Annotated in this window: 18 protein-coding genes; 7 read left to right on the forward strand and 11 right to left on the reverse strand. The window is 70.6% G+C overall.

The genetic code is table 11. The annotated features are described in order from the left end of the window. Nucleotides 1-120: 120 nt before the first annotated feature. The 3 genes from NOSIN_RS20455 to NOSIN_RS20465 all read right to left on the reverse strand — a co-directional run bounded on the left by NOSIN_RS20455 (nt 121) and on the right by NOSIN_RS20465 (nt 2,743). Nucleotides 121-960, reverse strand: a complete 840-nt coding sequence (locus NOSIN_RS20455) for an ABC transporter permease (RefSeq protein WP_077692302.1) — start codon at nt 958-960, stop codon at nt 121-123. 64 nt (nt 961-1,024) lie between these two features. Continuing rightward, on the reverse strand, nt 1,025-2,023 hold the full coding sequence (locus NOSIN_RS20460) for an ABC transporter ATP-binding protein (RefSeq protein WP_077692303.1): 999 nt from the start codon (nt 2,021-2,023) through the stop codon (nt 1,025-1,027). A gap of 93 nt (nt 2,024-2,116) precedes the next feature. Next, on the reverse strand, nt 2,117-2,743 hold the full coding sequence (locus tag NOSIN_RS20465; RefSeq protein WP_077692304.1) for a TetR/AcrR family transcriptional regulator: 627 nt from the start codon (nt 2,741-2,743) through the stop codon (nt 2,117-2,119). Between the two features lie 69 nt (nt 2,744-2,812). On the opposite strand from NOSIN_RS20465, the gene NOSIN_RS20470 reads away from it, so the two are divergent. Continuing rightward, complete coding sequence (locus NOSIN_RS20470; RefSeq protein WP_077692305.1) at nt 2,813-4,111, forward strand: alpha/beta hydrolase; 1,299 nt, start codon at nt 2,813-2,815, stop codon at nt 4,109-4,111. Between the two features lie 92 nt (nt 4,112-4,203). Here the strand turns inward: NOSIN_RS20470 and NOSIN_RS20475 are convergent, their stop codons facing one another. Then, nucleotides 4,204-6,411 carry a (Fe-S)-binding protein gene (locus NOSIN_RS20475; RefSeq protein ID WP_077692306.1) on the reverse strand — a complete coding sequence of 736 codons (2,208 nt, stop codon included), beginning with the start codon at nt 6,409-6,411 and terminating at the stop codon, nt 4,204-4,206. Nucleotides 6,412-7,036: 625 nt separating this feature from the next. Between NOSIN_RS20475 and dnaK the strand changes: the two genes are divergently transcribed. From dnaK to clpB, 5 genes are all read left to right on the forward strand, one after another. Next, nucleotides 7,037-8,899, forward strand: coding sequence for a molecular chaperone DnaK (dnaK, locus tag NOSIN_RS20480; RefSeq protein WP_077692307.1), 1,863 nt, complete (start codon nt 7,037-7,039; stop codon nt 8,897-8,899). Between the two features lie 35 nt (nt 8,900-8,934). Then, complete coding sequence (gene grpE / locus NOSIN_RS20485; RefSeq protein WP_077692308.1) at nt 8,935-9,705, forward strand: nucleotide exchange factor GrpE; 771 nt, start codon at nt 8,935-8,937, stop codon at nt 9,703-9,705. Between the two features lie 144 nt (nt 9,706-9,849). Continuing rightward, nucleotides 9,850-11,016, forward strand: coding sequence for a molecular chaperone DnaJ (gene dnaJ / locus NOSIN_RS20490; RefSeq protein ID WP_077692309.1), 1,167 nt, complete (start codon nt 9,850-9,852; stop codon nt 11,014-11,016). Further along, nucleotides 11,013-11,585, forward strand: a complete 573-nt coding sequence (locus tag NOSIN_RS20495) for a heat shock protein transcriptional repressor HspR (protein ID WP_077692310.1) — start codon at nt 11,013-11,015, stop codon at nt 11,583-11,585. The genes dnaJ and NOSIN_RS20495 overlap by 4 nt, the downstream gene beginning before the upstream one ends. 84 nt (nt 11,586-11,669) lie before the next feature. Beyond that, nucleotides 11,670-14,282, forward strand: coding sequence for an ATP-dependent chaperone ClpB (gene clpB / locus NOSIN_RS20500; protein WP_077692311.1), 2,613 nt, complete (start codon nt 11,670-11,672; stop codon nt 14,280-14,282). 55 nt (nt 14,283-14,337) lie between these two features. Here the strand turns inward: clpB and NOSIN_RS20505 are convergent, their stop codons facing one another. From NOSIN_RS20505 to NOSIN_RS20535, 7 genes are all read right to left on the reverse strand, one after another. After that, the gene (locus NOSIN_RS20505; protein WP_143832967.1) at nt 14,338-14,943 is read right to left on the reverse strand and encodes a hypothetical protein; all 606 of its coding nucleotides are present in this window, start codon (nt 14,941-14,943) and stop codon (nt 14,338-14,340) included. Nucleotides 14,944-15,124: 181 nt separating this feature from the next. Continuing rightward, entirely contained in the window at nt 15,125-16,042 is a 918-nt protein-coding gene (locus NOSIN_RS20510; protein WP_077692313.1) for a DNA-processing protein DprA, read from the reverse strand. 163 nt (nt 16,043-16,205) lie between these two features. After that, a complete protein-coding gene (locus NOSIN_RS20515) occupies nt 16,206-16,469 on the reverse strand; it encodes a type II toxin-antitoxin system Phd/YefM family antitoxin (RefSeq protein ID WP_077692314.1) in 264 nt (87 codons plus the stop codon). A 121-nt stretch (nt 16,470-16,590) separates the two neighbouring features. Beyond that, complete coding sequence (locus tag NOSIN_RS20520) at nt 16,591-17,574, reverse strand: NAD-dependent epimerase/dehydratase family protein (RefSeq protein WP_077692315.1); 984 nt, start codon at nt 17,572-17,574, stop codon at nt 16,591-16,593. A gap of 135 nt (nt 17,575-17,709) precedes the next feature. After that, a complete protein-coding gene (locus NOSIN_RS20525; RefSeq protein ID WP_077692316.1) occupies nt 17,710-18,477 on the reverse strand; it encodes an ABC transporter permease in 768 nt (255 codons plus the stop codon). After that, complete coding sequence (locus tag NOSIN_RS20530; protein WP_077692317.1) at nt 18,474-19,211, reverse strand: ABC transporter ATP-binding protein; 738 nt, start codon at nt 19,209-19,211, stop codon at nt 18,474-18,476. Before NOSIN_RS20530 ends, NOSIN_RS20525 begins: the two co-directional genes overlap by 4 nt. A gap of 402 nt (nt 19,212-19,613) precedes the next feature. Next, nucleotides 19,614-20,882 carry an RNA polymerase sigma factor gene (locus NOSIN_RS20535; protein ID WP_077692318.1) on the reverse strand — a complete coding sequence of 423 codons (1,269 nt, stop codon included), beginning with the start codon at nt 20,880-20,882 and terminating at the stop codon, nt 19,614-19,616. Nucleotides 20,883-21,453: 571 nt separating this feature from the next. Here NOSIN_RS20535 and NOSIN_RS20540 point away from each other — a divergent pair. Next, nucleotides 21,454-23,322 carry an FHA domain-containing protein gene (locus NOSIN_RS20540; protein ID WP_170293671.1) on the forward strand — a complete coding sequence of 623 codons (1,869 nt, stop codon included), beginning with the start codon at nt 21,454-21,456 and terminating at the stop codon, nt 23,320-23,322. Nucleotides 23,323-23,394: the final 72 nt, after the last annotated feature.

Here is a 23,394-nt window from a genome sequence, read left to right on the forward strand (position 1 = left end):
CCGGTCCGAGGGCCGGATCCCCTCCCCGGCCTCCGTGTCCACACCTGTGGACGGCTCCAGTGTGCCGCGCCGGGGAGACCGCCGTCCCCGGCCTCCCCGGCACTCCCGTACCGCCGCCCCTCAGGGCTGGCGGGGGTCCCACCTGAAGTACCGGCGCACCAGCAGCCCCAGCACCGCGATCCAGGCGAACATGACGCCGACGGAGGGCAGCGCCGCCGCCCACAGGCCGAGGTAGCCGGGCTCCTCGGCGTCGGCGTAGCCGCCGAACACGTCGTATCCGCTGTAGGCGGCCTGCGCCATGTCGCTGCTCGGTGTGGCCGGGAACAGCTGCACCACCTGGCGCGCGGTGTCCGGCAGGAGGTCCATCGGCAGGAACACCCCGCTCGCGAACAGCAGGATCATCATCGGCACCATCGCCGCCATCTGCGCGGCCTCGGCGTTGCGCACGGTCGGCGTGATCAGCAGCCCGACCAGCGTCATCGACAGCGCGCTCAGCACCACGGCCACCAGCAGCATCAGCGGGTCCCGGGGCAGCACGCCGGAGGTCGCGAAGATCAGGGCGGCCATCAGCACGGCGACCAGTACCGAGAACAGCACCACGACTCCGGTGAGGGCGCCGAAGATCGCCAGTTGGGGCACACCGCTCACCCTCAACCGCTTGAGCACCAGCGACTCCCGCCGCGCGGTGAACACGTTCGAGGCGTGCCCGACGCCCACGATCACACCGATGCTGCCCAGCGTCGCGGCCATCGACAGCGTGCTGCTGCTGACCCCGGGGAAGACGTCCTCGGAGGGCAGGCCCATCGCGACGAACAGCAGGAAGAGCGGCAGGGCCAGGAACATCCAGGCGGTCTTGTACCGCACGAACAGGGTGAACTCGGTCCTGGTCAGGCGCAGGGTCTGCCTCGCCCAGCCGATGGAGGGGCGGGAACGCGGCGGGGCGGCGGTGGTCGTACTCATCTGTGCTCCTGGAGTCTGTGGGGGACGGCGGGGGACGGAGCCCCGGTGCGGGCGGGGAGGCCGCTCAGCCCGAGACGAGGTCCGAGGCGCCGTCCGCGACCTGGAGGAAGACGTCCTCCAGGGAGGCGCCACGCACCTGGAGGTGCTTGAGCGTGGTGCCGTGTTCGGCGGCCCAGGCCACGAGTGCCGCGACCGTGTGGTGCGCCCGGTCGGCCACGTCCTCGTCCATGGCCGTGTAGGTGGCCCACAGGGCGTGGTCGCGGGTCTCCACGGCCAGGTCGGCGCCGGGCAGGTCGGGCAGGTCGCTGGTGCGTACGTTCTCGGGGAGCCGGAAGCCCACCCGGTCCCCCCAGCCCGCCAGCACGCCGGCCAGGGTGCCCTCGACCCTCACCTCGCCGCGGTGCATGATCGCCAGCCGGTCGGCGAGCCGCTCGGCCTCCTCCAGGTAGTGGGTGGTGAGCAGGATCGCCACCCCGTCCCTCTTCAGCTCGGAGACGACCCGCCACGTCTCCAGCCGCGCCTCGGGGTCCATGCCGGTCGTCGGCTCGTCCAGGTACAGCACCTCGGGCCTGGTCACCAGGGCCAGGGCCAGGTCCAGGCGGCGCTTTTGCCCCCCGGAGAGCTGGCGGACCGCGACCCCGCCCTTGTCGGTCAGGTTCACCATGTCCAGGACCTCCGCGGTGTCGCGGGGGCCGGCGGCGAGGTCGTGGGCGAGGCCCATGGTCTCGTCGACGCTCAGGTCCTCCAGCAGGCCGCTGCCCTGGAGGACGGCGTTGGTGCGCTCACGGACTCCGCGGGGGTGGCCGTGGGGGTCGAGGCCGAAGACCCGGACGCTGCCGGAGCTGGGGCGGCGGAAGCCCTCCAGCGTCTCGATGGTGGTGGTCTTGCCCGCGCCGTTGGTGCCGAGGAGGGCGAAGAGCTCGCCGGGGTGGATCTCGAAGGAGACCCCCTTGACCGCCTCGAAGTCGCCGTAGTGCTGGCGAAGGTCGCGGACGACCACCGCCGGGCCGGTGGTGTCCCGGTGGCCGGGGCCGGCCGTCGCGGTGTTCGCTGTCGTCGTCATGCGTCCAGGCTCCCGTGGACCGGGGTCCGCCGGACAGACGCCGTTGTCACAGGCTGCCGGTGCGGAACCTCCCGGCGGACGCACTGACAAATGTCATCCGCGGCGCGCCTCCCGTCCTCCCTCGACGGTGACGGCGGCGACGGCCGCCGCCACGGCCGCGCGCTGGGCGTCCAGCGAGGCGCCCGGCGGCTGGCGGACGGCGCTGAGCCAGATCCCGTCCACGAGGACCAGCAGCAGTTCCACCAGGGCGTCCGGGTCCTGCCCCGGTGCCAGCTCCCCCTGTTCGCCGGCCCAGCCGACGGCGGAGCGCAGGGCCGCGCGTGCCCGGGCGTCGAGTTCGGCGAGGGTGTCGGCGAAGCCGGCGTCCACGGCGGCCCTCGCGTAGAACGCGGACCAGACGCGGGCCTCGGCCAGGCGCTCGTCGTCGGTGGGCAGCAGGTCGGTGAGGACACGGCGCAGCCCCTCCGCGAAGGACAGCCCCCCCGGGCCGACGCGGATCTCGGAGAACCGCCGCTCCACGTTGGCGAGCATCTCGCGCAGGGCGAAGCGGAGCAGTTCGTCCTTGGTGCCGAAGTCGCGCTGGACGGCTCCGACGGAGAGTCCCGCCTCGGCCGCGACGGTACGGATGCTGACGCTCTCCAGGCCCTCCCTCGCGGCGATCCGGTGGAGCGCGGCGGCCACGTGGCGGCGGCGCTCTTCCTTGTCTACGTACCTGGGCACGGCCGTAGTCTGACACACTCCCCGCTTTGATACGCTCGTATCGATACACTCGTATCAAAAGGAGGAAGCATGACACCCCGAAGCATCGGGCGAGGCCGCGCGGCCACCGCCGGACGCTGGACGGCGACCGTCCTGGCGGCCACGGCGGCCCTTCCCGGCACGGGCGCCGCTGCGCTCGTCCTGCTGCCGCCGCCTTCCTGGACGGCGTGGCAGCTCGGTCTGCTGGCACTGGAGTTCAGCCTGGTGTTCGCCGCCCTGGCCGCCCTCGGCCTGCTGTCGTCCCTCGTCGCGTCGGGACGCGTCCGGCGACGCGCGAAGGCGCGCGCCGGAGGGCGTCCGTCCACCGGTGGCGCCGGAGCGGTGTGGAGGCGGCGCCTCGCGGCGGCGGCCGCGGCGGCCAACGGTGCCGTACTGGTCGCGGCGCTCGTCCCGCCCGCGGCGATCTGGTCCACCGCCCGCGCCGAGGGCGTCCCGCTCGGCCCCGGCGCGTACACCGCCGGGCTCGCCACCGGCACCGACCGCGAGCCCGAGACCCGCGTCTACCTGCGGACCGGCGGGTCCGGCGTCGGCGCCTCCGCCCCCGAGGAGCTGGAGGTGGACGTGTGGGAGCCGAGGGACCGGGACGGCGGCGCCCCGCCGCCGATCGTGGTGAACGTCCACGGGGGCGCGGACGACCTGCCGCAGAGCCTTCTCCCCCGGTGGGACACGTGGCTCGCCGACAGCGGGCACGTGGTGTTCGACGTCGACTACCGCTACTTCCCCGACGGCGGCTGGTCGGTACCGGTCTCCGACGTCAAGTGCGCGATCGGCTGGGCCCGCGAGCACGCCGAGGAGTACGGGGCGGCCCCCGAACGGGTCGCCGTCACCGGCCAGTCGGCGGGCGGCCTGATCGCCCTCCTGGCCGGGTACACGTCGGCGGAGGAGATCCCGCCGAGCTGCGACGTGCGCGGCATCGGCGTCGACGCGGTCGTGGCCTGGTACTCGGTGGCCGACGGGACCGCCGACGCCCCCGGGGTGCCGTGGCGCCTGCGGCACTCCCCGATCCGGGAGGAGCTGGACGAGGACACCGTGCGGATGATGGGCGGCACCCCGGACGAGGTGCCCGGGGAGTACGCGATGATCTCGCCGATCACCCACGTCTCCTCCGACACCCCTCCCACCCTGCTGGTCATGTCCGGCCACGACCTGTTCCTGGACGTGGAGGACAACCGCCGCCTCGCCGCCCGGCTCGGCGCCGCCGGGGTGGAGCACCGGCTCCTGGAGATCCCCTGGGCCGAGCACATGTTCGACCTGAACTGGGGAGGGCTCGCCAGCCAGGTCACCCGGCCCGTGCTGGAGGACTTCCTCACCGAGCACCTCTCCGCGTGAGGGCCGCCCGCGCCGGCCCGAGGCGCGCGAGGGGGCCGGCACCGACCCGTGGTCGGCGCCGGCCCCCTCGGAAGGCTCCGGGCCCTCAGGCGTCAGCTCTGTGCGTCGGCGGGCTCGGGCTTCTCCTTGGGAGCCTCCCGGACCGAGCGCAGCAGCAGCTGGGAGACGTCCACGACCTCCAGCGACTCCTTCGCCTCGCCCTGCGACTTCTTCTCGTTGATCGCGTCACCGAGCATCACCTGGCAGAACGGGCAGGCGGTGGAGACGGTGTCGGGGTTGGTGGTCAGCGCCTCGTCCACACGCTCGGTGTTGATGCGCTTGCCGATCCGCTCCTCCATCCACATGCGCGCGCCACCGGCGCCGCAGCAGAAGCCCCGCTCCTTGTGGCGGTGCATCTCCTGCGTCTTGACCCCGGGGACCTGCGCCATGATGTCGCGCGGCGGCGTGTACACCTTGTTGTGGCGGCCCAGGAAGCAGGGGTCGTGATAGGTGATGTTCTCGTCCACGGAGTTGACCGGCGTGAGCCTGCCCTCCTCCACGAGCTTGGCCAGCAGCTGGCTGTGGTGGACGACCTCGTAGGTGCCGCCGAGCTGCGGGTACTCGTTGGCGAGGGTGTTGAAGCAGTGCGGGCAGCTGGCCACGATCTTCGTGACACCGGCCTCGTTCAGCGTCTCCACGTTCTGCTGGGCGAGCATCTGGAAGACGTACTCCATGCCCAGGCGGCGCGCCGGGTCACCGGTGCATGCCTCCATGCCGCCCAGGACGGCGAACTTGACGCCCGCCATGTCCAGCAGCTCGGCGATGGCCTTGGTGGTCTTCTTGGCGCGGTCCTCCAGGGCACCGGCGCAGCCGACCCAGAACAGGTACTCGGTGTCGGGCGAGAGCTTGTCGTCGACGACCTCGACCTCGACCGGGTTCTCCTTCTCGGCGAGCTCCTGGATCCAGTCCATGCGCCGGTCCTCGGCCATGCCCCACGGGTTGGCCTTGTTCTCCAGGTTCTTCAGGAGCGTGTTGGCCTCGGACGGGAAGTTGGACTCGACCATGACCTGGTAGCGGCGCATGTCGAGGATGTGGTCGATGTGCTCGATGTCGACCGGGCACTGCTCGACGCAGGCGCCGCAGTTGGTGCAGGCCCACAGCTCGTCGGGGTGGATGACGCCACCCTCCTCCTCGGTGCCGACCAGCGGCCGGTTGAGGAGGGCGAGCACGTCCACGCCCTGGTGGCTCTCGTCGGGCTTCTCGGCGAGGGTCTCCTCGGTGATGCCCTGGAGCAGGTACGGGGCCTTCTCGTAGGCGTGCGCCTGCAGGTCGAGGATGACCTTCTTGGGCGAGAGCGGCTTGCCGGTGTTCCAGGCCGGGCACTGGGACTGGCAGCGTCCGCACTCGGTGCAGGTGCTGAAGTCCAGCAGGCCCTTCCAGGTGAAGTCCTCCAGCTTGCCCGCGCCGAACGGGTCCTCGTCGGGGTCGGCCTCCTCGAAGTCGAGGGGCTTGGTGCCCGACTTGTCCATCATCGGCTTGGCGGCGCCCAGGGACGGGGATCCGTCGGCGTTGCGCTTGAAGAAGATGTTGAACGGCGCGAGGAAGCGGTGCCAGCCGATGCCCATCGTGAGCACGCGGGCGATGACGATGAAGAACAGGTAGCTGATGACCAGCTTGAACGCGGCGACCAGGGCGATGGCGGGCTCGGCGATCGCGGGATCGCCGGGCAGGACCGTGCCGAGGGCGGTGGAGATCGGCGTGGCCCAGGCCGGGAAGGGGAAGTCGCCCATCGCGGACTTGAAGCCGCGGATCACGAAGATCGAGATCAGCAGGGCCCACAGGTAGGCCTCGACGTAGTACGCGGTCCAGTGCCGGGAGTTGGTGAACCGGGACTGGCGGCCGAGGCGCTTGGGGCCGTTGAGCAGCCGGTAGATCGTCAGGCCGACGATGCCCGCGAGGCTGGCCGCGGCGATGACCTCGATGACCAGGCCGTAGAGGGCCCAGTCGTGGATGACCGGCAGGTGGAAGTGCGGGTCGAAGACCTCGCCCTGGGCCTCCACGACCGTGAAGACCAGCAGCGGGAAGGAAACCATCACGAACCAGTGGGCGACGCCGACCCAGGGCCGCTTGAGCATCCGCCCGTGTCCGAGGATCTCGATGAGCGTCATGGTGAGACGCTGACCGAGCGGTCCCTTGCGATCCGGCTCCGCCGTACGGCCCACACCCACGGTTCGCACGATCTGGCGGATTCCCAGAGCGAACATGGTGAACGCGACCACGGCGAAGACCGAGGTGATGATGCCCAGTGTCAGGTACAGCATCGTCCGTGGCCTCCCATCCTGACTTCGTCGTCCGGTGCGCCACACACCGGCGGTCCAAGTCTATGTTACTTACGAGTAATAGCGCGGCCACCACCGGAGGGGTCCGACCGCCCCCGAGAAGCCCCTCCGGGAGCGCCGCCGTCGCCGCGTGCCACCGGGCCGCGAGGGCCCGGCCGGCGCGCGTGCGCCCGCGTCGGCCGACGCCCGCGGCGGACCGCGCGGGTGCGGCCGAACGGAGTTCTGGCACACCGCACGTCCTATGTGTAGCGGACGGCCGGCACCGGACGACGCGGCGGGGGTATCGGTGACTTCACCGTTCCTCCCGACCGCTCCTCCCGTTACCAGACTGCGGCACGCGCGGGAGTGGAACGGCCACCACCCCGGGCACTCCCCCCGGACACCCCTGAGGATCCCTGGTTTCCAGGTCAAGGATCTCCCCGAGTTGTCCCGGGGTTCCCCCACATCTCCGTCGAAGAGTGCCCAGGCCGGGAACATCCGGGCCGGGCCAGCCGTTGTCAGGGCGTAGGACCCAACTTGAGTCGGGGCGACTCAACTGATTTGACAGCCGCCACTCGACGAAGCAAACTTACGTCTGAACGACTCAACTTTGACGGAGGAAGCAACCATGGCACGTGCGGTCGGAATCGACCTCGGTACGACGAACTCCTGCGTCGCTGTCCTGGAGGGCGGCGAGCCGACGGTCATCACCAACGCCGAGGGTTCGCGCACCACCCCTTCCGTCGTCGCCTTCGCCAAGAACGGCGAGGTGCTCGTCGGTGAGGTGGCCAAGCGACAGGCCGTCACCAACGTCGACCGCACCATCCGCTCGGTCAAGCGCCACATCGGCACTGACTGGTCGGTGAAGATCGACGACAAGACCTTCAACCCCCAGCAGATCAGCGCCTTCGTGCTCCAGAAGCTCAAGCGCGACGCCGAGGCCTACCTGGGCGAGGACGTGACCGACGCGGTCATCACCGTCCCGGCCTACTTCAGCGACTCCCAGCGCCAGGCCACCAAGGAGGCCGGCACCATCGCGGGCCTCAACGTCCTGCGCATCATCAACGAGCCGACCTCGGCCGCGCTGGCCTACCACCTGGAGAAGGAGGGCGAGGCGACGATCCTCGTCTACGACCTCGGTGGCGGCACCTTCGACGTCTCCCTCCTGGAGGTCGGCGACGGCGTCGTGGAGGTCAAGGCGACCAACGGCGACAACCACCTGGGCGGCGACGACTGGGACCAGGCCATCGTCGACTGGCTGGTCGAGCGCTTCAAGAACTCCAACGGCGTGGACCTGTCCAAGGACAAGATGGCCCTCCAGCGCCTGCGCGAGGCCGCGGAGAAGACCAAGATCGAGCTCTCCAGCTCCAGCGAGTCGGCGATCAACCTGCCCTACATCACGGCCTCGGCCGAGGGCCCGCTGCACCTGGACGAGAAGCTCACCCGCGCCGAGTTCCAGCGCCTGACCTCCGACCTGGTCGAGCGGACCAAGGCCCCGTTCCAGCAGGTCATCAAGGACGCCGGGATCCAGCTCAGCGAGATCGACCACGTGGTCCTCGTCGGCGGCTCGACCCGTATGCCCGCCATCGTCGACCTGGTCAAGGAGATGACCGGCGGCAAGGAGCCCAACAAGGGCGTCAACCCGGACGAGGTCGTGGCCATCGGCGCCTCGCTGCAGGCCGGTGTGCTCAAGGGCGAGGTCAAGGACGTCCTGCTGCTGGACGTCACCCCGCTGTCGCTGGGCATCGAGACCAAGGGCGGCGTGTTCACCAAGCTCATCGAGCGCAACACGACCATCCCGACCAAGCGCTCGGAGATCTTCACGACGGCCGACGACAACCAGCCGTCCGTGCAGATCCAGGTGTACCAGGGTGAGCGCGACATCGCCCAGTACAACAAGAAGCTGGGTGTCTTCGACCTGAGCGGTCTGCCCCCGGCGCCGCGCGGCGTCCCGCAGATCGAGGTCACCTTCGACATCGACGCCAACGGCATCGTCAGCGTCACCGCGAAGGACCTGGGCACCGGCAAGGAGCAGTCCGTCACCATCTCCGGCGGTTCGGCGATGTCCAAGGAGGACATCGACAAGATGGTCCGCGACGCCGAACAGTACGCGGAGGAGGACCGCAAGCGCCGCGAGGAGGCCGAGGTCCGCAACAACGCCGAGTCCCTCGTCTACCAGACCGAGAAGGTCATCAAGGACAACGAGGACAAGATCCCGGCGGACGTGCGCTCCGAGACCGAGGCGGCGGTCGCCGAGCTGAAGACCGCCCTGGAGGGCTCCGACGTGGAGGCCATCCGCACCGCCAGCGAGAAGGTCGCACTGGCCAGCCAGAAGATCGGTTCCGCGATCTACAGCCAGGGCGAGCAGGGCGGCGCCGAGGGCGACGCGGGTCAGGGCACCTCGGACGCCTCCGACGACAGCGACGTCGTGGACGCCGAGATCGTCGACGAGGACAACGACAAGGGCAACGACAAGGGCAGCCAGTCCTGATCCGAGGTCGAGCCGAGGAAGGAGACACGTCGCAGATGACTCCGTCGGAGAACACGAACGGCGCCGGTGAGGGCGAGGAGCGCCAGGGACCGGTGATCCGCGACAACCGCCGGATCGACCCCGAGACGGGTGAGGTCAGGAATCCCGAGGCCGAGGGCGACGACACCGAGGAGATCCCCGAGGTCGCCGAGGAGGAGGTCGTCGAGGCCGACCTGGAGGACGACGCCCCCGAGGTCCCGGACACGCCGGAGTCGGTGGTGAGCGAGGCGATCAACGCCGACGAGCGGGTCGTCGAGCTCACCAACGACCTCAAGCGGGTGCAGGCGGAGTACGCCAACTACCGCAAGCGCGTCGACCGCGACCGCGTGACCGTCCGCGAGATGGCCACCGCACAGGTCGTCGGCGAACTCCTGCCGATCCTGGACGACGTCGGGCGCGCCCGCGAGCACGACGAGCTCAACGGCGGGTTCAAGGCGGTGGGCGAGGCCCTGGAGGCCACGGTCGCCAAGCTGGGCCTGGAGCGGTACGCGGAGAAGGGCGACGAGTTCGACCCCAACCTCCACGAGGCGCTCACCCTGGTCCCGGTTCCGGGTATCTCCACCCAGACCGTGATCGAGGTGTTCCAGCCCGGGTACCGCATGGGTGAGAGGATCCTCCGTCCGGCCCGCGTGGTCGTCGGGGAGCCCGCGGAGGAGGACGCCGAGGCCTCGGCCGAGTCGTCCGGGTCCACCGCCGGAAGCGGCGGGGACACCTCCGAGCCGTCCGGCGCGGCCGGCACCGACGCCGACGGCGAAGACGACAAGTAACGGGTCCGCCCGTGACCCTCCGGCCGCGGCCGCCGCTCACGCGGGGCCGCGGCCGGAGACGGAGACGGGCCCCGGACCGACGCGGTCCGGGGCCACGTGGAAGCATCGGACGCAACCGGCACCAGCGGGAGAAGGCACCAGTCGATGAGCACCAAGGACTACCTGGAGAAGGACTACTACAAGGTCCTCGGAGTCTCAAAGACCGCCTCGAAGGACGAGATCAAGCAGTCCTACCGCAAGCTGGCCCGGGAGAACCACCCCGACGCGAACACCGAGGATCCGAAGGCGGCGGACCGCTTCAAGGAGATCTCCGAAGCCTACAACGTCCTGTCGGACGACAAGCGCCGCAAGGAGTACGACGAGGCGCGTTCGCTGTTCGGCGGCTCCTACCGGCCCGGCGGAGGCGGTACCGGCCCCGGCGGGTTCGACATGGGCGACCTGTTCGGCCAGGGTCCCGGCACGGGCGGGGCCCCCGGCGGTGAGCGCCTGAGCGACCTCTTCGGCGGACTGTTCGGCGGCCGCGGGCGCGGCGGCGGCGGAGCCCGCAGCAGGCGCGGCGCCGACGTCGAGACCGAGACGACACTGACCTTCCGCGAGGCGGTCGAGGGGGCCACGCGCTCCTTCAAGCTGGCCAGCGAGTCGGCGTGCCCCACCTGTAAGGGCACCGGGGCCAGGACGGGCACCGCCCCGCGGATGTGCCCCAAGTGCTCCGGCACCGGGCACGAGAACACCAACCTGGGCGGCTTCTCGCTGTCCGAGCCGTGCAGCGAGTGCAGGGGCCGCGGCCTGGTCGTGGACGACCCCTGCCCCACCTGCAACGGCAGCGGGCGCGGCAAGAGCACCCGCACCATCCAGACCCGCATCCCCGGCGGCGTGTCCGACGGGCAGCGGATCCGCATCAAGGGCAAGGGCGCGCCCGGGGAGAACGGCGGACCGGCGGGCGACCTCTACGTCGTCGTCCACGTGAAGGAGCACCCCGTGTTCGGCAGGAGCGGCGACAACGTGACGATCACCGTTCCCGTGAGCTTCCCCGAGGCCGCGCTGGGCGCCGAGGTGCGCATCCCGACCCTCCAGGGCTTCCCGGTGACGGTGAAGATCCCGCCGGGCACGCAGAACGGGCACAAGCTCCGGGTACGCGGCAAGGGCGCGACCCGCAGGGACGGCACCGCCGGCGACATGCTCGTCACGGTCGAGGTTGCGGTGCCGAGGACACTCAACGGTGACGCGCGCGAGGCTCTGGAGAAGTTTCGCGCCGCGACCTCCGACTACGACCCGCGCGACGGCCTTGAGGCGCGGGCGAAGGGTGTGTGAACGACGTGAACGACTCCTTCGGCGCTGACGCTCCGGTCTACGTGATCTCGGTGGCCGCCGAGCTGGCGGGGATGCACCCCCAGACCCTGCGGCAGTACGACCGACTGGGGATCGTCTCGCCCGGCCGCGCGTCCGGCCGCGGGCGCCGCTACTCCATGCGCGACGTGCAGACGCTGCGCCAGGTGCAGCGTCTGTCCCAGGACGAGGGCGTCAACCTCGCCGGGATCAAGCGGATCCTGGAACTGGAGCACGAGGTGGAGCAGTTGCGCGAGCAGGTGTTCCACCTGGCCAACGAACTCGAGGCGGCGCGGCGGGCCGTGACCCGGCGGGGCCGTCCGGCGGGGCCCGAGGGCGGTGCCGGGGTGCGGGGCGAGCTGGTGCGCCGAACCCGGCTGACCATCTTCAACACCGCCGAGCCGGGGAACCCCGACGAGCCCCGCGACGGGCGGCCCAGGGCGGAGGGCTCCGGGCGGGGCGGCTACGGGCCGGACGTGCCCGGGCAGGGCGGTCCCGGAGACGGCGGCTTCGGCCAGGGCGGGCCCGGCCGTACCGAGGACGAGCAGGACTGACGGAGTTCCGCCGCGGCGGCACGGGGCGTGGTCGGCCATGGTCCATCACTCCACGTGACAACACTTGCGAAAGGGGTCACGGGCATGAACTACAAGCTCACCCAGAAGAGCCAGGAAGCCCTGTCGGTGGCGATCCGGCGGGCCACCACCGACGGAAGCCCGCAGACGGAGCCCGTGCACCTGCTGTCGGCGCTGCTGGAGCAGGCGGGGGGCATCACCCGGCCCCTGCTCAAGGAGGTCGGCGCCGACCCGGACGCGCTCAGGGACAAGGTCGAGGCGGCCATCGGGGCGCTGCCCAAGGTGGCGGGCTCCACGGTCAGCTCGCCGAGCTCCTCGCGCCAGCTGATCGTCTCCATCAACACGGCCGCGCAGCGCGCCCAGCAGATGGAGGACGAGTACGTCTCCACCGAGCACCTGCTCGTGGGGCTGGCCGCCGACGGCGGTGAGGCGGCCCGGCTGCTCACCGGGGCCGGTGCGACCCCGGAGGCGCTCCTGGAGGGGTTCGAGCGGGTGCGCGGCTCGGGCCGGGTCACCTCCGAGAACCCCGAGGACACCTACCAGGCCCTGGAGAAGTACGGGGTGGACCTCACCGAGCGGGCCCGCGAGGGCAAGGTGGACCCCGTGATCGGCCGCGACGGCGAGATCCGGCGGGTCATCCAGGTGCTCAGCCGCCGCACCAAGAACAACCCCGTGCTCATCGGCGAGCCGGGCGTGGGCAAGACCGCGGTCGTGGAGGGCCTGGCCCAGCGGATCGTGGCCGGCGACGTGCCGCAGTCGCTGCTGGGCAAGCGCCTGGTGAGCCTGGACCTGTCCGCGATGGTGGCGGGGGCCAAGTACCGGGGCGAGTTCGAGGAGCGGCTCAAGGCGGTGCTCTCGGAGATCAAGGAGTCCGAGGGCCAGGTCATCACGTTCATCGACGAGCTGCACACCATGGTGGGCGCCGGCGCCGCCGAGGGCGCCATGGACGCGGGCAACATGCTCAAGCCCATGCTGGCGCGCGGCGAGCTGCGCATGGTGGGCGCGACCACGCTGGACGAGTACCGGGAGCGGATCGAGAAGGACGCCGCCCTGGAGCGCCGGTTCCAGCAGGTCATGGTGGGCGAGCCGTCCGCCGCGGACACGGTCGCGATCCTGCGCGGACTCAAGGGCCGCTACGAGGCGCACCACAAGGTGCAGATCGCCGACTCGGCGCTGGTGGCCGCCGCGACCCTGTCCGACCGGTACATCACCGCTCGGTTCCTGCCCGACAAGGCGATCGACCTCATCGACGAGGCGGCCTCCCGGCTGCGCATGGAGATCGACTCCAGCCCGGTGGAGATCGACGAGCTGCAACGCATCGTCGACCGCCTGAAGATGGAGGAGATGGCGCTCGACAAGGAGTCGGACCCGGCCAGCCGCCAGCGGCTGGAGCGGCTGCGCGCGGACCTGGCCGACCGCCAGGAACAGCTCAACGGACTCGTGGCCCGGTGGGAGCAGGAGAAGGCCGGGCTCAACCGGGTCGGTGAGCTCAAGGGGCAGTTGGACGACCTGCGCACGCGGGCGGAGCTGGCCCAGCGCGAGGGCGACTTCGGCGAGGCGTCCCGGCTGATGTACGGGGACATCCCGCAGTTGGAGAAGCAGATCGAGGAGGCGTCCAAGGCCGAGGAGAACGCCGCCAGCCAGGGCGGCGACACCATGGTCAAGGACGAGGTGGGCGCCGACGAGATCGCGGACGTGGTCTCGTCGTGGACCGGCATCCCGGTGGGGCGGCTGATGGAGGGCGAGACCTCCAAGCTGCTGCGCATGGAGGACGAGCTGGGCAGGCGGCTCATCGGCCAGAAGGACGCCGTGGCGGCGGTGTCGGACGCGGTGCGGCGGGCCCGCGCGGGCATCTCCGACCCGGACCGGCCCACGGGGTCGTTCCTCTTCCTGGGCCCCACGGGCGTGGGCAAGACCGAGCTGGCCAAGGCGCTGGCGGAGTTCCTCTTCGACGACGAGCGCGCGATCGTGCGCGTCGACATGAGCGAGTACTCCGAGAAGCACTCGGTGTCGCGCCTGGTCGGCGCGCCCCCCGGCTACGTGGGGTACGAGGAGGGCGGCCAGCTGACCGAGGCGGTGCGCCGGCGCCCGTACACGGTGGTGCTGCTGGACGAGGTGGAGAAGGCGCACCTGGAGGTGTTCGACACCCTGCTACAGGTGCTGGACGACGGTCGGCTGACCGACGGCCAGGGCCGCCAGGTGGACTTTCGCAACACCATCCTCATCCTCACCTCCAACCTGGGATCGTCGTTCCTGGTGGACCCGTCCCTGGAGGAGTCGGCGCGCCGGGACCGCGTGATGGACGTGGTGCGAGCGACGTTCAAGCCGGAGTTCCTCAACCGGCTGGACGACGTGATCATGTTCGACGCGCTGTCCACCGAGGACCTGACGCGGATCGTGGACCTGCAGATCGACAAGCTGTCCAGGCGCCTGGCGGACCGGCAGCTGGGTCTGGAGGTGTCGCTGGGCGCCCGCGAGTGGCTGGCGCTGACGGGCTACGACCCGAACTACGGCGCGCGCCCGCTGCGCCGCCTGGTGCAGTCCGCGATCGGCGACCCGCTGGCCCGCGAGCTGCTGTCGGGCGAGCTCTCCGAGGGCGACACCGTGGTGGTGGACGTGGACGACGCCGCGGACAGGCTCCGGGTGGGCAGGCGGGAGGCGGGCGCACCGGCGCTCTGACCGCACGCCCGGGCCCGAGGCGAGCAGGAGGGGCCGTCCCCGAGGGGGCGGCCCGCTACCCGTCGCCTTCCGGGGAGGCTCCCACGCGTCCGTGGCCGTGGAAAGCACAGATGTCCATGTCATACGGCACAGAGGAGATACGTTCGACCAGAGGTCGCGCAGGTCCGTATCCGGGCTGTATCTGCCGGGCCAGAACCATGATCACCACGCGTCGAGCCCCAGACCGCTTCAACTGATACGCGACGGACTGCGCTCGTGAACCGGTGACCCATGTGTCGTCGATAAGCAGAACATCCGTCTGAGGCTGAGGGTCGGGGATGCTCTGGACTACGAACCAGTCACTGTTGAACGACCGTGAATCCGGCTGAACATCAGGGTTCACGCCTACCGAGATCCGCCGAAGCGATCGAACCTTCGAGGCGAGTGCCTCCTCCAGAGGATGTCTGGCCTGAGACCTGTTCTTCGTACTCGGCACAAAGCACACGTGGGTGAAGTGTTCCACGTCGGCGGCGGCCTTCACACAAGTGATGTGGTTCTGGCAGAAATGGGCGAAGAGTGCGGTCAGGTTCGTCGCCGCCGCCTTGTTGGCGGGAACCTGCTTGTACATCCGCAGGTTCTGGCTGTGCTGTCCTTCCGACCCCTTGCGGTAGGTGATGGGCACCACCAGATCCGCGCGGTGCACTCCAGCCGCGTACTCGATGTCACGGCAAGGGATACAGTTCGCGTACTTGAGTTCACAGGCTCCGAAGCAGGTCCGACACACACCGGGAGCCTGGACCGGCGTGGCGTGCAGGTAGGCGAGTTGGACTTCGACGTGCGCACGAACCGAGTATCGCCGGTACTCACCAGACAAGTTCGGTGTCCTCGACGAGATCTTCCGGAGCCACCTCCGCGTTAGCAAGGACCGAGTGCACCGTGTCCATCAACTCGCTGATCCCTCCCACCACGTGGACGCCCGGTCTGCGAGCGTATTCGCGGGCCCAGGTATTCGTCAGCAGCTCTCGCGGAAGAATCACCGGCCTGCCGTGTTGAAGGGCCATGCGCGCCTGGATCCGTGCACCGCTGTGTTCCCCGGCCTCGACGACGACCGTGGCGGCGGCGTAACCACTCATCACCGCGTTTCTCATGGGAAAGCTCTGCCTGGTCGGCGGTGCGTCAGGCAGGAACTGACTGAGCAGAAGCCCTCTGACCGCGATCTCGTCCTGGAGGGCCCTGTTCTCGGGAGGGTAGTAGCGATCGATACCGGTACCGATCACGGCGACCGTACGGCCTCCGTAGCTCAGGGCGGTCCTGTGAGCCATGGTGTCGATCCCGGAAGCCAGGCCGCTCACCACGGTGATGCCCTCCCGGGCCAGTTCCCTGGCGATGCTCCCCGTGACCTCCAGTCCCCGGTCGGACGCCTTGCGCGATCCGACCACGGCTATCGCCCGACGCTCGTCCGGGACAACCGTGCCCCGGGTGAAGACCACTGGTGGCATTTCGTGTACATCCCTGAGCTGAAGCGGATAGCCGTCCTCCCAGAAGGCGTGGATCCCGACATCGTGGGAGACACACCAGCCGACCAGCTCCCGGGCCTTTGTGAGAGCCGACCGAACGGGGTCCTTCTCCAGCTCGAACAGTGTCTCCCCCTGCCCCAGAGCGTTCATCAGGGCTTGGTGGGCGCTGGTCGTCTCAAGGACGTCCGTGACAGCTCTGCGCCAACTGACTCGACCGCTCAGGAGGAGGGCGAGCAGGGAAACCCGTTCCTCACTCTGCTTCATGTCTCCAAGGCTAGAACGCCTGTCCTGTTCATCGGCCCCAGACACTGTCTTCCTCCCCTCCTTCGGAACACAAAGCAAACTACATAGAACACATGTTCCAATATTACGACGACAAAATCGATACCTGAAGGTCATGACGGTGGGCGTGGACGGTCTGCACCGCTCAGCCACGTTCGTCGTCCCCGATCCGGTCCTCGCCGCCGAAGAACTCGTCGGCGTCCTCCCGTATCCGCACGTAGTCCACCCGGGGAAGCCTGCGGTGACGCTCCATGAGCTCTTCCGCGCTGGGGAGCCGACGGCGTGTGACAGGGCTTACCTGGGCCACCTCGACCCTGTTGCGGGTCACATGGAAGCTCTCGCCCGCTTCCACCTGGTCCATGATGGAGGCCGCGTTGTTGCGGAACTCGCGCTGGATGATGGTCTTCATAGTCTGATTGCGGCTCTCCGTGTCCCGGTGTGCTACACATCTTCTCCCGGCACTGTCGGAGCACATCCTGGGCGCGTTCCTCCCTGCACACCGCGCGGTCCCCGCGGTCCGGATCCGCGCGTCAGGCGCCGAGCAGGCGGGCCTCCTTCTCTGGGGCCAGGCCGACCCGGGGGCGGTCGGGGCGTTGCGGGACCGGACCGTCCAGAGAGCGCATCCAGGCCCAGGTGTCGGCGACGGTCTCGGCCACGGGGCGGCAGCGCAGCCCGGTGGCGAGCGCCTTGGACACGTCGCCCCGGTGCAAAGCCCCGTGCGTCTCGCCGGGCGGCAGCCAGATCGGCAGCTCGGTCCACGGCTGGATCCCCGCGTCGAGGATGGCCCCGGGGTCGGTCCAGCGCAGTTCGGCGTCGGAGCCGGTGACCGCCGCGCAGGCCTCCAGCAGCTCCCCGGTGGTGGTGTGTCCGGGCGGGCTCACCAGGTTGAAGGGGCCGCCCAGACCCTTCTCGACCGCGTCGAGGGTCCAGGCGGCCAGGTCGCGCGCGTCCACGTACTGCAACGGCAGGTCGCGCGGTCCGGGCGCCAGGACCGGACCGCCCCGGGCGATGCGCCCCAGCCACCAGGGAAGGCGGCCGATGTTCTCGTGCGGACCGAGGATGAGCCCGGCCCGTACGGACAGCGCGCGGTCGCCGAAGGCGGACTCGGCTGCCAGCTCACCGCCCCGTTTGGCCCGTGCGTAGTCGGTGCCGTCGTCCTCGGGGGAGGCGTCCACGACCGGCCCGTCCTCGTCCAGCCCCGCCCGGGCGGGAGAGGTGTAGACGGACCGGCTGGAGACGTAGGCGTAGTGCCCGGCCCGGCCGGCGAGCAGCCGCGCGGCGTCGGCCACCGCCGACGGGGCGCCCGCCCAGGTGTCGACGACGGCGTCCCACCGGCCCGGCGCCAGGGCGTCGAGCCCGCCCTCCTCGGTGCGGTCCCCGTGGAGGACGGTGGTGCCCGAGGGCGCGGCGTGCCCGCCGCGGTGGAAGACGGTGACGTCCCAGTCCCTGGCGAGCGCGTCCTCCACGACGGCTCGTCCCACGAACTCGGTGCCACCCAGAACCAGGAGTCTCATGGCGGGCAGTCTGTCGGCTCGCGGTCCGCCGCGCCAGGGTTTCCTGCCCAGGGCAGAACCGCGCGGGGGGCACGGCCGGCGGGGCGCGCCCTCCGATCCGCTCGGAGGAGGCGCCCCGCGGGGCCGCGCGTGCCCTCAGACCACGTCGCGGCGGAGCGTGGTGACCGAGGCCAGCGCGATGGCCACGGCGGCGTAGCCCACCAGGACCAGGGCGGCGCCCCACACCGGGAGCAGGTCCGCGGCGCCGAAGCCGTAGTCGACCCCCGTGTCGTAGAGCGCGGAGACCGCGCCGCCGGGCATCCACTTGCCGACGTCCTGGAGCTGGGGGACGACGACGAGGATCGGCTCCAGCATGAACACCCACAGGACGCTGACCACCAGCGCGGCGACCTGGTTGCGGATCAGCGCGCCGATACCCACGCCGATCATGGCGTAGACGGCGTAGGCGGCCACGGAGCCGACGAGGATGCGCGGCACCTGGTTGTCGACCAGGTTCAGCTCTCCTCCCCCGCTCAGGATGGAGGCGCCCGCGGCGAGCGCGGAGATCCCGACGACGACCACGCCGAACAGGAGGCTGACCAGGACCGCGGCCACGACCTTGGACAGGACCACGGGCAGGCGCCGGGGACTGGTCAGGAAGGTGACGTTGATGGTGCGGTGCTGGTACTCCGACGTCACCATCATGATGCCGACGACCATGGTGAACAGGGTCCCGGAGGCCCCCACCGGCCAGACGGACCCGGCGTACTCGGTGCTGTCGCGGCTGAGGCCGTCCTCCATCCCCGAGGCGAGGATCGAGATGCCCAGTGACAGGGCCACCCAGGCCAGTGAGGCCAGGAGCAGGATCCACCAGATCCGGGTGGTGAAGACCTTGCGGAGTTCGGACTTGACGAGCGCGGTCACTTGGAGTCTCCAACCGGGTGGGCGGCCGTCCCCGCGGAGGTGAGGCGGAGGAAGGCGTCGTGCAGGCTCTCACCGTCGCCGGTGACCTCGCCGAGGGTTCCCTGGTGGACCAGCCGGCCCCTGGCGATGATGACGACGTCGTCGACGGTCTGTTCGACCTCGGCCAGGACGTGGCTGGACACGAGGACCGCCACCCCCTTCTCGTGCGCCTGGTGGCGCAGGAACCTGCGCAGCCACTCGATGCCCTCCGGGTCCAGCCCGTTGGCGGGCTCGTCCAGGATCAGCACCCCGGGATCGCCCAGGAGCGCCCCGGCCAGGGACAGGCGCTGGCGCATGCCCATCGAGTAGCCGCCGACCCGCTTGTCCCCGGCCTCGGCGATCCCGACCTCGGCGAGCACCTCGTCGGCCCGTGAGCCCGGCAGGCCCGCGGCGTCGCACATGACGCGCAGGTGGTTGCGGCCGGAGCGGCCCGGGTGCAGGTTGGTGGCCTCCAGCACCGCGCCGACCTCGGTCAGCGGGTTGGGCAGGCTCGCGTAGGAACGACCGTTGACCAGCCCCTCGCCGCCGTCCGGCCGGACCAGGCCCAGCAGGCACCGCAGGGTGGTGGTCTTGCCCGCGCCGTTGGGTCCCAGGAAACCGGTGACCGTGCCCGCCTCCACCGTGAAGGAGACCCGGTCGACCGCCTGGTGGCCGCGGAAGGCCTTGGATACTTCCCTTATCTCGATCGCTGACATTTCCTACGCTTTCCTAGGGGAATGGCAGGGCGAACCGTCGGACGGTGATATCCGTGTCCCCGTCCCGTTCCCTCGTTCTCCGGCGCCCGCAAGGAGGCTAACAAGAATGCGCGGGCGTTCTCCGGCGGCCGGAGGGCCCGGACCCGACCGCCGCCGCACATGACTTTCGTGGGTGGTGAACCGCCGGGTCCAGCGGATACGTCCCAGGAGCCGGGGACACGGCGGCGCGCCGGGCGGTGGCGCCGCCGGGCCGGGAAAGGCCCGTACCGTGAACGGCATATCCTTCGGCACACCGGCACACGTCTTTCGATGTGCCGCCCCGGAGGAAAAGCGGCGAAGGCCCCCGATGAGCGTCCCGGAGAAAGCCGACGGCCCCTCGGAAAATGGCCGCATGCGGCCAGGTCACGTGTCGGCGCCGCAGCCGCGTGCACGTCCGTCGAGCAGGGAGCGCTCGCGCTCGTTGCGGGTCAGGGCGGCCGCCCGGTGGAACTCCGCGCGGGCCTCGTCGCGGCGGTCCAGCCGCAGGAGCAGGTCGCCGCGCACGGCGGGCAGCAGGTGGTAGCCGGCCATCCCCGGCCGGTCCCGCAGCGCGTCCACGATCTCCAGCGCCGGGCCGGGGCCGAAGGCCATCGACACCGCCACGGCCCGGTTCACCTCCACCACCGGCGACCCCGTGAGCCTCGCCAGCGACAGGTACAGCCCGGCGATCACCGCCCAGTCGGTGTCCCCGGGGGTGACCGCCTGGGCGTGCTTGGCCGCGATGGCCGCCTGTAGCGTGTAGGGGCCCCAGGGTTCGCCCGAGCCGGAGGAAAGCGCTCTGGCCAGGGCCTTCAGCCCCCGGTTGACGAGCAGTCGGTCCCAGCGCGAGCGGTCCTGCTCGGCGAGGGGGACGGGCTCCCCGTCGGGGCCGACGCGGGCCCGGAACCGGGAGGCGTGCAGCTCCATCAGCGCCACCAGCCCGTGTACCTCGCGCTCCTTGGGCAGCAGCCCGGCGAGCACCCTGCCCAGGCGCATGGCCTCCTCGCACAGCTCCGGACGTATCCAGTCCGTGCCCGACGTGGCCGTGTATCCCTCGTTGAACACCAGGTAGACGACCTCCAGGACGGAGGACAGCCGGGCGTCGCGGTCCTCTCCCGCGGGCACCTCGAAGGCCACCCTCCTCCTGGTGAGGGTGCGTTTGGCGCGCACGATGCGCTGGGCGACGGTGGGCTCGGGCACGAGGAAGGCGCGCGCGATCTCGTCGGTGGTGAGCCCGCCGAGCAGGCGCAGGGTCAACGCGACGCGGGCCTCGGTGGACAGCACCGGGTGACAGCACACGAACATCAGCTTGAGGAGGTCGTCGCCGTAGTCCTCCTCCAGGACCGCGTCGAACCCGGCCTGCCCGTCGCGCTCGACGATCTCGCGGCCGAGGTCGGCCATGCGCCGCTGGAAGCGCTCGTCGCGGCGCCAGCGGTCGAGCACGCGGCGCTTGGCGACGGTGGTCAGCCAGGCGCCGGGGTTGTCGGGCACCCCTTCGGCGGGCCACTTCTCCAGGGCGCTGACCAGGGCGTCCTGGGCGAACTCCTCGGCGAGGCCGACATCGCCGACCATACGGGTGAGCGCGCCGACGAGGCGGGCCGACTCGATACGCCAGACCGCCTCGACCGCGCGCGTGGCGTCGGTGTGGCTCACGGGGTCATCTCAGCACCACCGGCCGCCTCACCGCAAGCCTGGTCGGGGCCGGCTCCCCGCCCTCACGTACACACCTCCCTCCTTTTTGGAACACCACGGAAAACGCGTCGAGTCACGACCGGAACCCGGATCCACAATCCGTTCACGGATCCGCGTTCCCCGTGCGCGGAATCCACCGGGGAGGGGTTTAGGGGAGAACGGACAATGGCGTCCTACGGGCACGCCCGCATTCATTAACCCTGGAATACGCTTCCCCGGGATAAACATCCGATCCCGGGATGTCGTGAACAGGTGGGACGCCGCCGAAGCCGGCCGGAAAGGGAGGGGTTCGGTGACCGATCGGGGCGTGGAGTGGCAGGTGGGACGGGTGGTGATTCTCCGCGCGTGATGCCGAGCCTCGCCCCCCTCGGCCGCGTCGGCGCGGTGATATCGTCCGGAACATCCGGTCGCGCACTGAGTCGATGAATTCCGTAGATCCCAGATCCGAACGCCCCGAATCCGCGTCCCGAATATGAGCGGCCCGTACCGGGCAGCCGAGCAGAGTTCCCCCACTCACAGAAGGAAGCAGGCCGTGTCGTTCTTCATCGTCGGGTGTGAAGGCCCCTTCTCCCAGCAGCGGTTCCCCGTCGGCGACGTACCGGTCACCTTCGGCCGCCACGCCGGCAACAGCGTGGTGGTCGTCAGCAAGGTGGCCTCGCGCTTCCACGCGGAGATCGTCCGCGAGGGGGACGAACACGTCCTGTACGACCGGGAGAGCAGCAACGGGACGACGGTCAACGGGGAGGAGACGACGTCGCACGTCCTCCGGCCCGGCGACCTCGTCACGATCGGCGACGAGACGTTCCGCTGGGAGTTCTCCGAGACGCCGGCGGAGGCCGACGGCCCCCCGGTGACCCAGATGTTCGTACGGTCCGCCGTGGTCTCGGGCCCGGTCCTGCACGTCGCGGTCTCGGGCGGCGGCCCCGTCGGACTGGCCCTCGCCCTGTTGCTCGAACACCTCATCGGCCCCCAGGTGGTCGTCACCGTCTACGACGGGCGCTGGACCCGGGACGGGTCACGCGTCGTGTGGAAGGACGAGAGGCAGGGCAACGTCCGGCGCCAGCAGGTCGTGACGGTCCAGAGCCGCCAGTACCTCAACCTCTCCGAGGAGATGCGGGACCGGCTGTTCGACGCCGGCTCCTACACCGAGATGTGGCCCGCGGGCCCCGACTCGATCCGCGGGTACGGCCCGCGCAACATCCGCATCTCCCGCGTCGAGGACGTCCTGCTGGAGATGGCCAACGAGAGGCCCCGCCGTATCCGGCTCGTGCCCGAGGAGTTCGACGCGGCCGGGCACCACCAGGTCGTGGCCGACAGCCACGTGCTCGCCGTGTGCGAGGGGGCGGGCTCACGCACACGCGCGTACTTCACCGACAAGTTCGGCCAGGCCGACAGGACGATCTACTCCCTGGGCGGCGAGCACGTCCAGGACGTCGTGCTGGGCCTGCGCGTCAGGTCCGACCTGACGGACCCCACCACCGTCCTGCTGACCGTGGCCCAGAACCGCTTCCTGCTGAACTCGCTGCGCGGCGAGGGCTTCCTCAACATGCGCCTGACCGACGCCGAGGCCGGGGAGGTCGTCGGGATCGACCCCGTCCGGCAGGTGTTCCAGGAGTGCGTCGCCTCGCGCCCGTGCGTGATGGGGCGCGACGGCCACGGCGACTTCGCCTGCCCGACCCACAGCACGCTGTTCCTCCCCGCCATGGTCGGGGGCTCGGCCCTGTGGAAGCGCGTGCGGCAGGGGCTGGCGCTCTTCGGCGTGGCCGAGGACAACCTCAGCGCCGTGACCGCCTTCCGGCTGAACATGGTCCAGCGGCCCCGGTTCACCGCCCAACTCCGTTCCACGACGCCGACCAGTCCGGGCACCTACGGGTTCCTGCTCGGTGACGCCGCCAACGCGATCCACTTCTGGCCCGGCCGCGGGCTCAACAGCGGACTGGCCTCGGCCATCTCGCTGGCGCGCTCGCTCAGCAGCGCGTGGAGCGGCAGGCCCTTCCGCGACGCCGACTTCATCCGCCACGAGGCGGCGATGTCGATGTTGCAGTACCGGCACAAGAGCCGTGCGTGGAAGGCGATGGTGACCACCGACGAGGACGGGGCGGTGTGCACGTTCAAGGACAGGATCGCCCGCAGCATGGACGAGGAGGGCCCCGGCCGCGAGGCCGACCTGGAGACGATGATGGAGCGGCTGGGCGCGATCCGCGAGCGGCTGTCCCCGCGCGTTCCGGGCATGCCCGACGACGTGTCCCTGAGGAACCACCTGTGCCTCCTGGACGACGAGACCCTGCGCTCCCTGGTGGCCGGCGGCCCGTGGGACACGCTGGCCGTGGGCGGCGAGGAGGTCGACATCGACATCTTCTACCGGGACGAGGCACAGGCCGTGCCCGCCGCGGAGGCCTGAGCCCGAGGAGGCGCGGAAAGGGACGGCGGGCGGCGGGCTCGACGCGCCGGCCGCCTCACCCCGTGTGCGGCG

The organism is Nocardiopsis sinuspersici, assembly GCF_001998325.1.
GTDB classification, from domain to species: Bacteria; Actinomycetota; Actinomycetes; order Streptosporangiales; family Streptosporangiaceae; genus Nocardiopsis; species Nocardiopsis sinuspersici.

Bases quoted from the DNA above. Each gene is read 5' to 3' on its own strand.
- NOSIN_RS20515 (WP_077692314.1), bottom strand. From the start codon at position 16,469: ATGAAGACCATCATCCAGCGCGAGTTCCGCAACAACGCGGCCTCCATC.
- NOSIN_RS20455 (WP_077692302.1), bottom strand. From the start codon at position 960: ATGAGTACGACCACCGCCGCCCCGCCGCGTTCCCGCCCCTCCATCGGC.
- NOSIN_RS20520 (WP_077692315.1), bottom strand. From the start codon at position 17,574: ATGAGACTCCTGGTTCTGGGTGGCACCGAGTTCGTGGGACGAGCCGTC.
- dnaJ (WP_077692309.1), top strand. From the start codon at position 9,850: ATGAGCACCAAGGACTACCTGGAGAAGGACTACTACAAGGTCCTCGGA.
- NOSIN_RS20475 (WP_077692306.1), bottom strand. From the start codon at position 6,411: ATGCTGTACCTGACACTGGGCATCATCACCTCGGTCTTCGCCGTGGTC.
- clpB (WP_077692311.1), top strand. From the start codon at position 11,670: ATGAACTACAAGCTCACCCAGAAGAGCCAGGAAGCCCTGTCGGTGGCG.
- NOSIN_RS20530 (WP_077692317.1), bottom strand. From the start codon at position 19,211: ATGTCAGCGATCGAGATAAGGGAAGTATCCAAGGCCTTCCGCGGCCAC.
- grpE (WP_077692308.1), top strand. From the start codon at position 8,935: ATGACTCCGTCGGAGAACACGAACGGCGCCGGTGAGGGCGAGGAGCGC.
- NOSIN_RS20470 (WP_077692305.1), top strand. From the start codon at position 2,813: ATGACACCCCGAAGCATCGGGCGAGGCCGCGCGGCCACCGCCGGACGC.
- dnaK (WP_077692307.1), top strand. From the start codon at position 7,037: ATGGCACGTGCGGTCGGAATCGACCTCGGTACGACGAACTCCTGCGTC.
- NOSIN_RS20510 (WP_077692313.1), bottom strand. From the start codon at position 16,042: ATGAAGCAGAGTGAGGAACGGGTTTCCCTGCTCGCCCTCCTCCTGAGC.
- NOSIN_RS20460 (WP_077692303.1), bottom strand. From the start codon at position 2,023: ATGACGACGACAGCGAACACCGCGACGGCCGGCCCCGGCCACCGGGAC.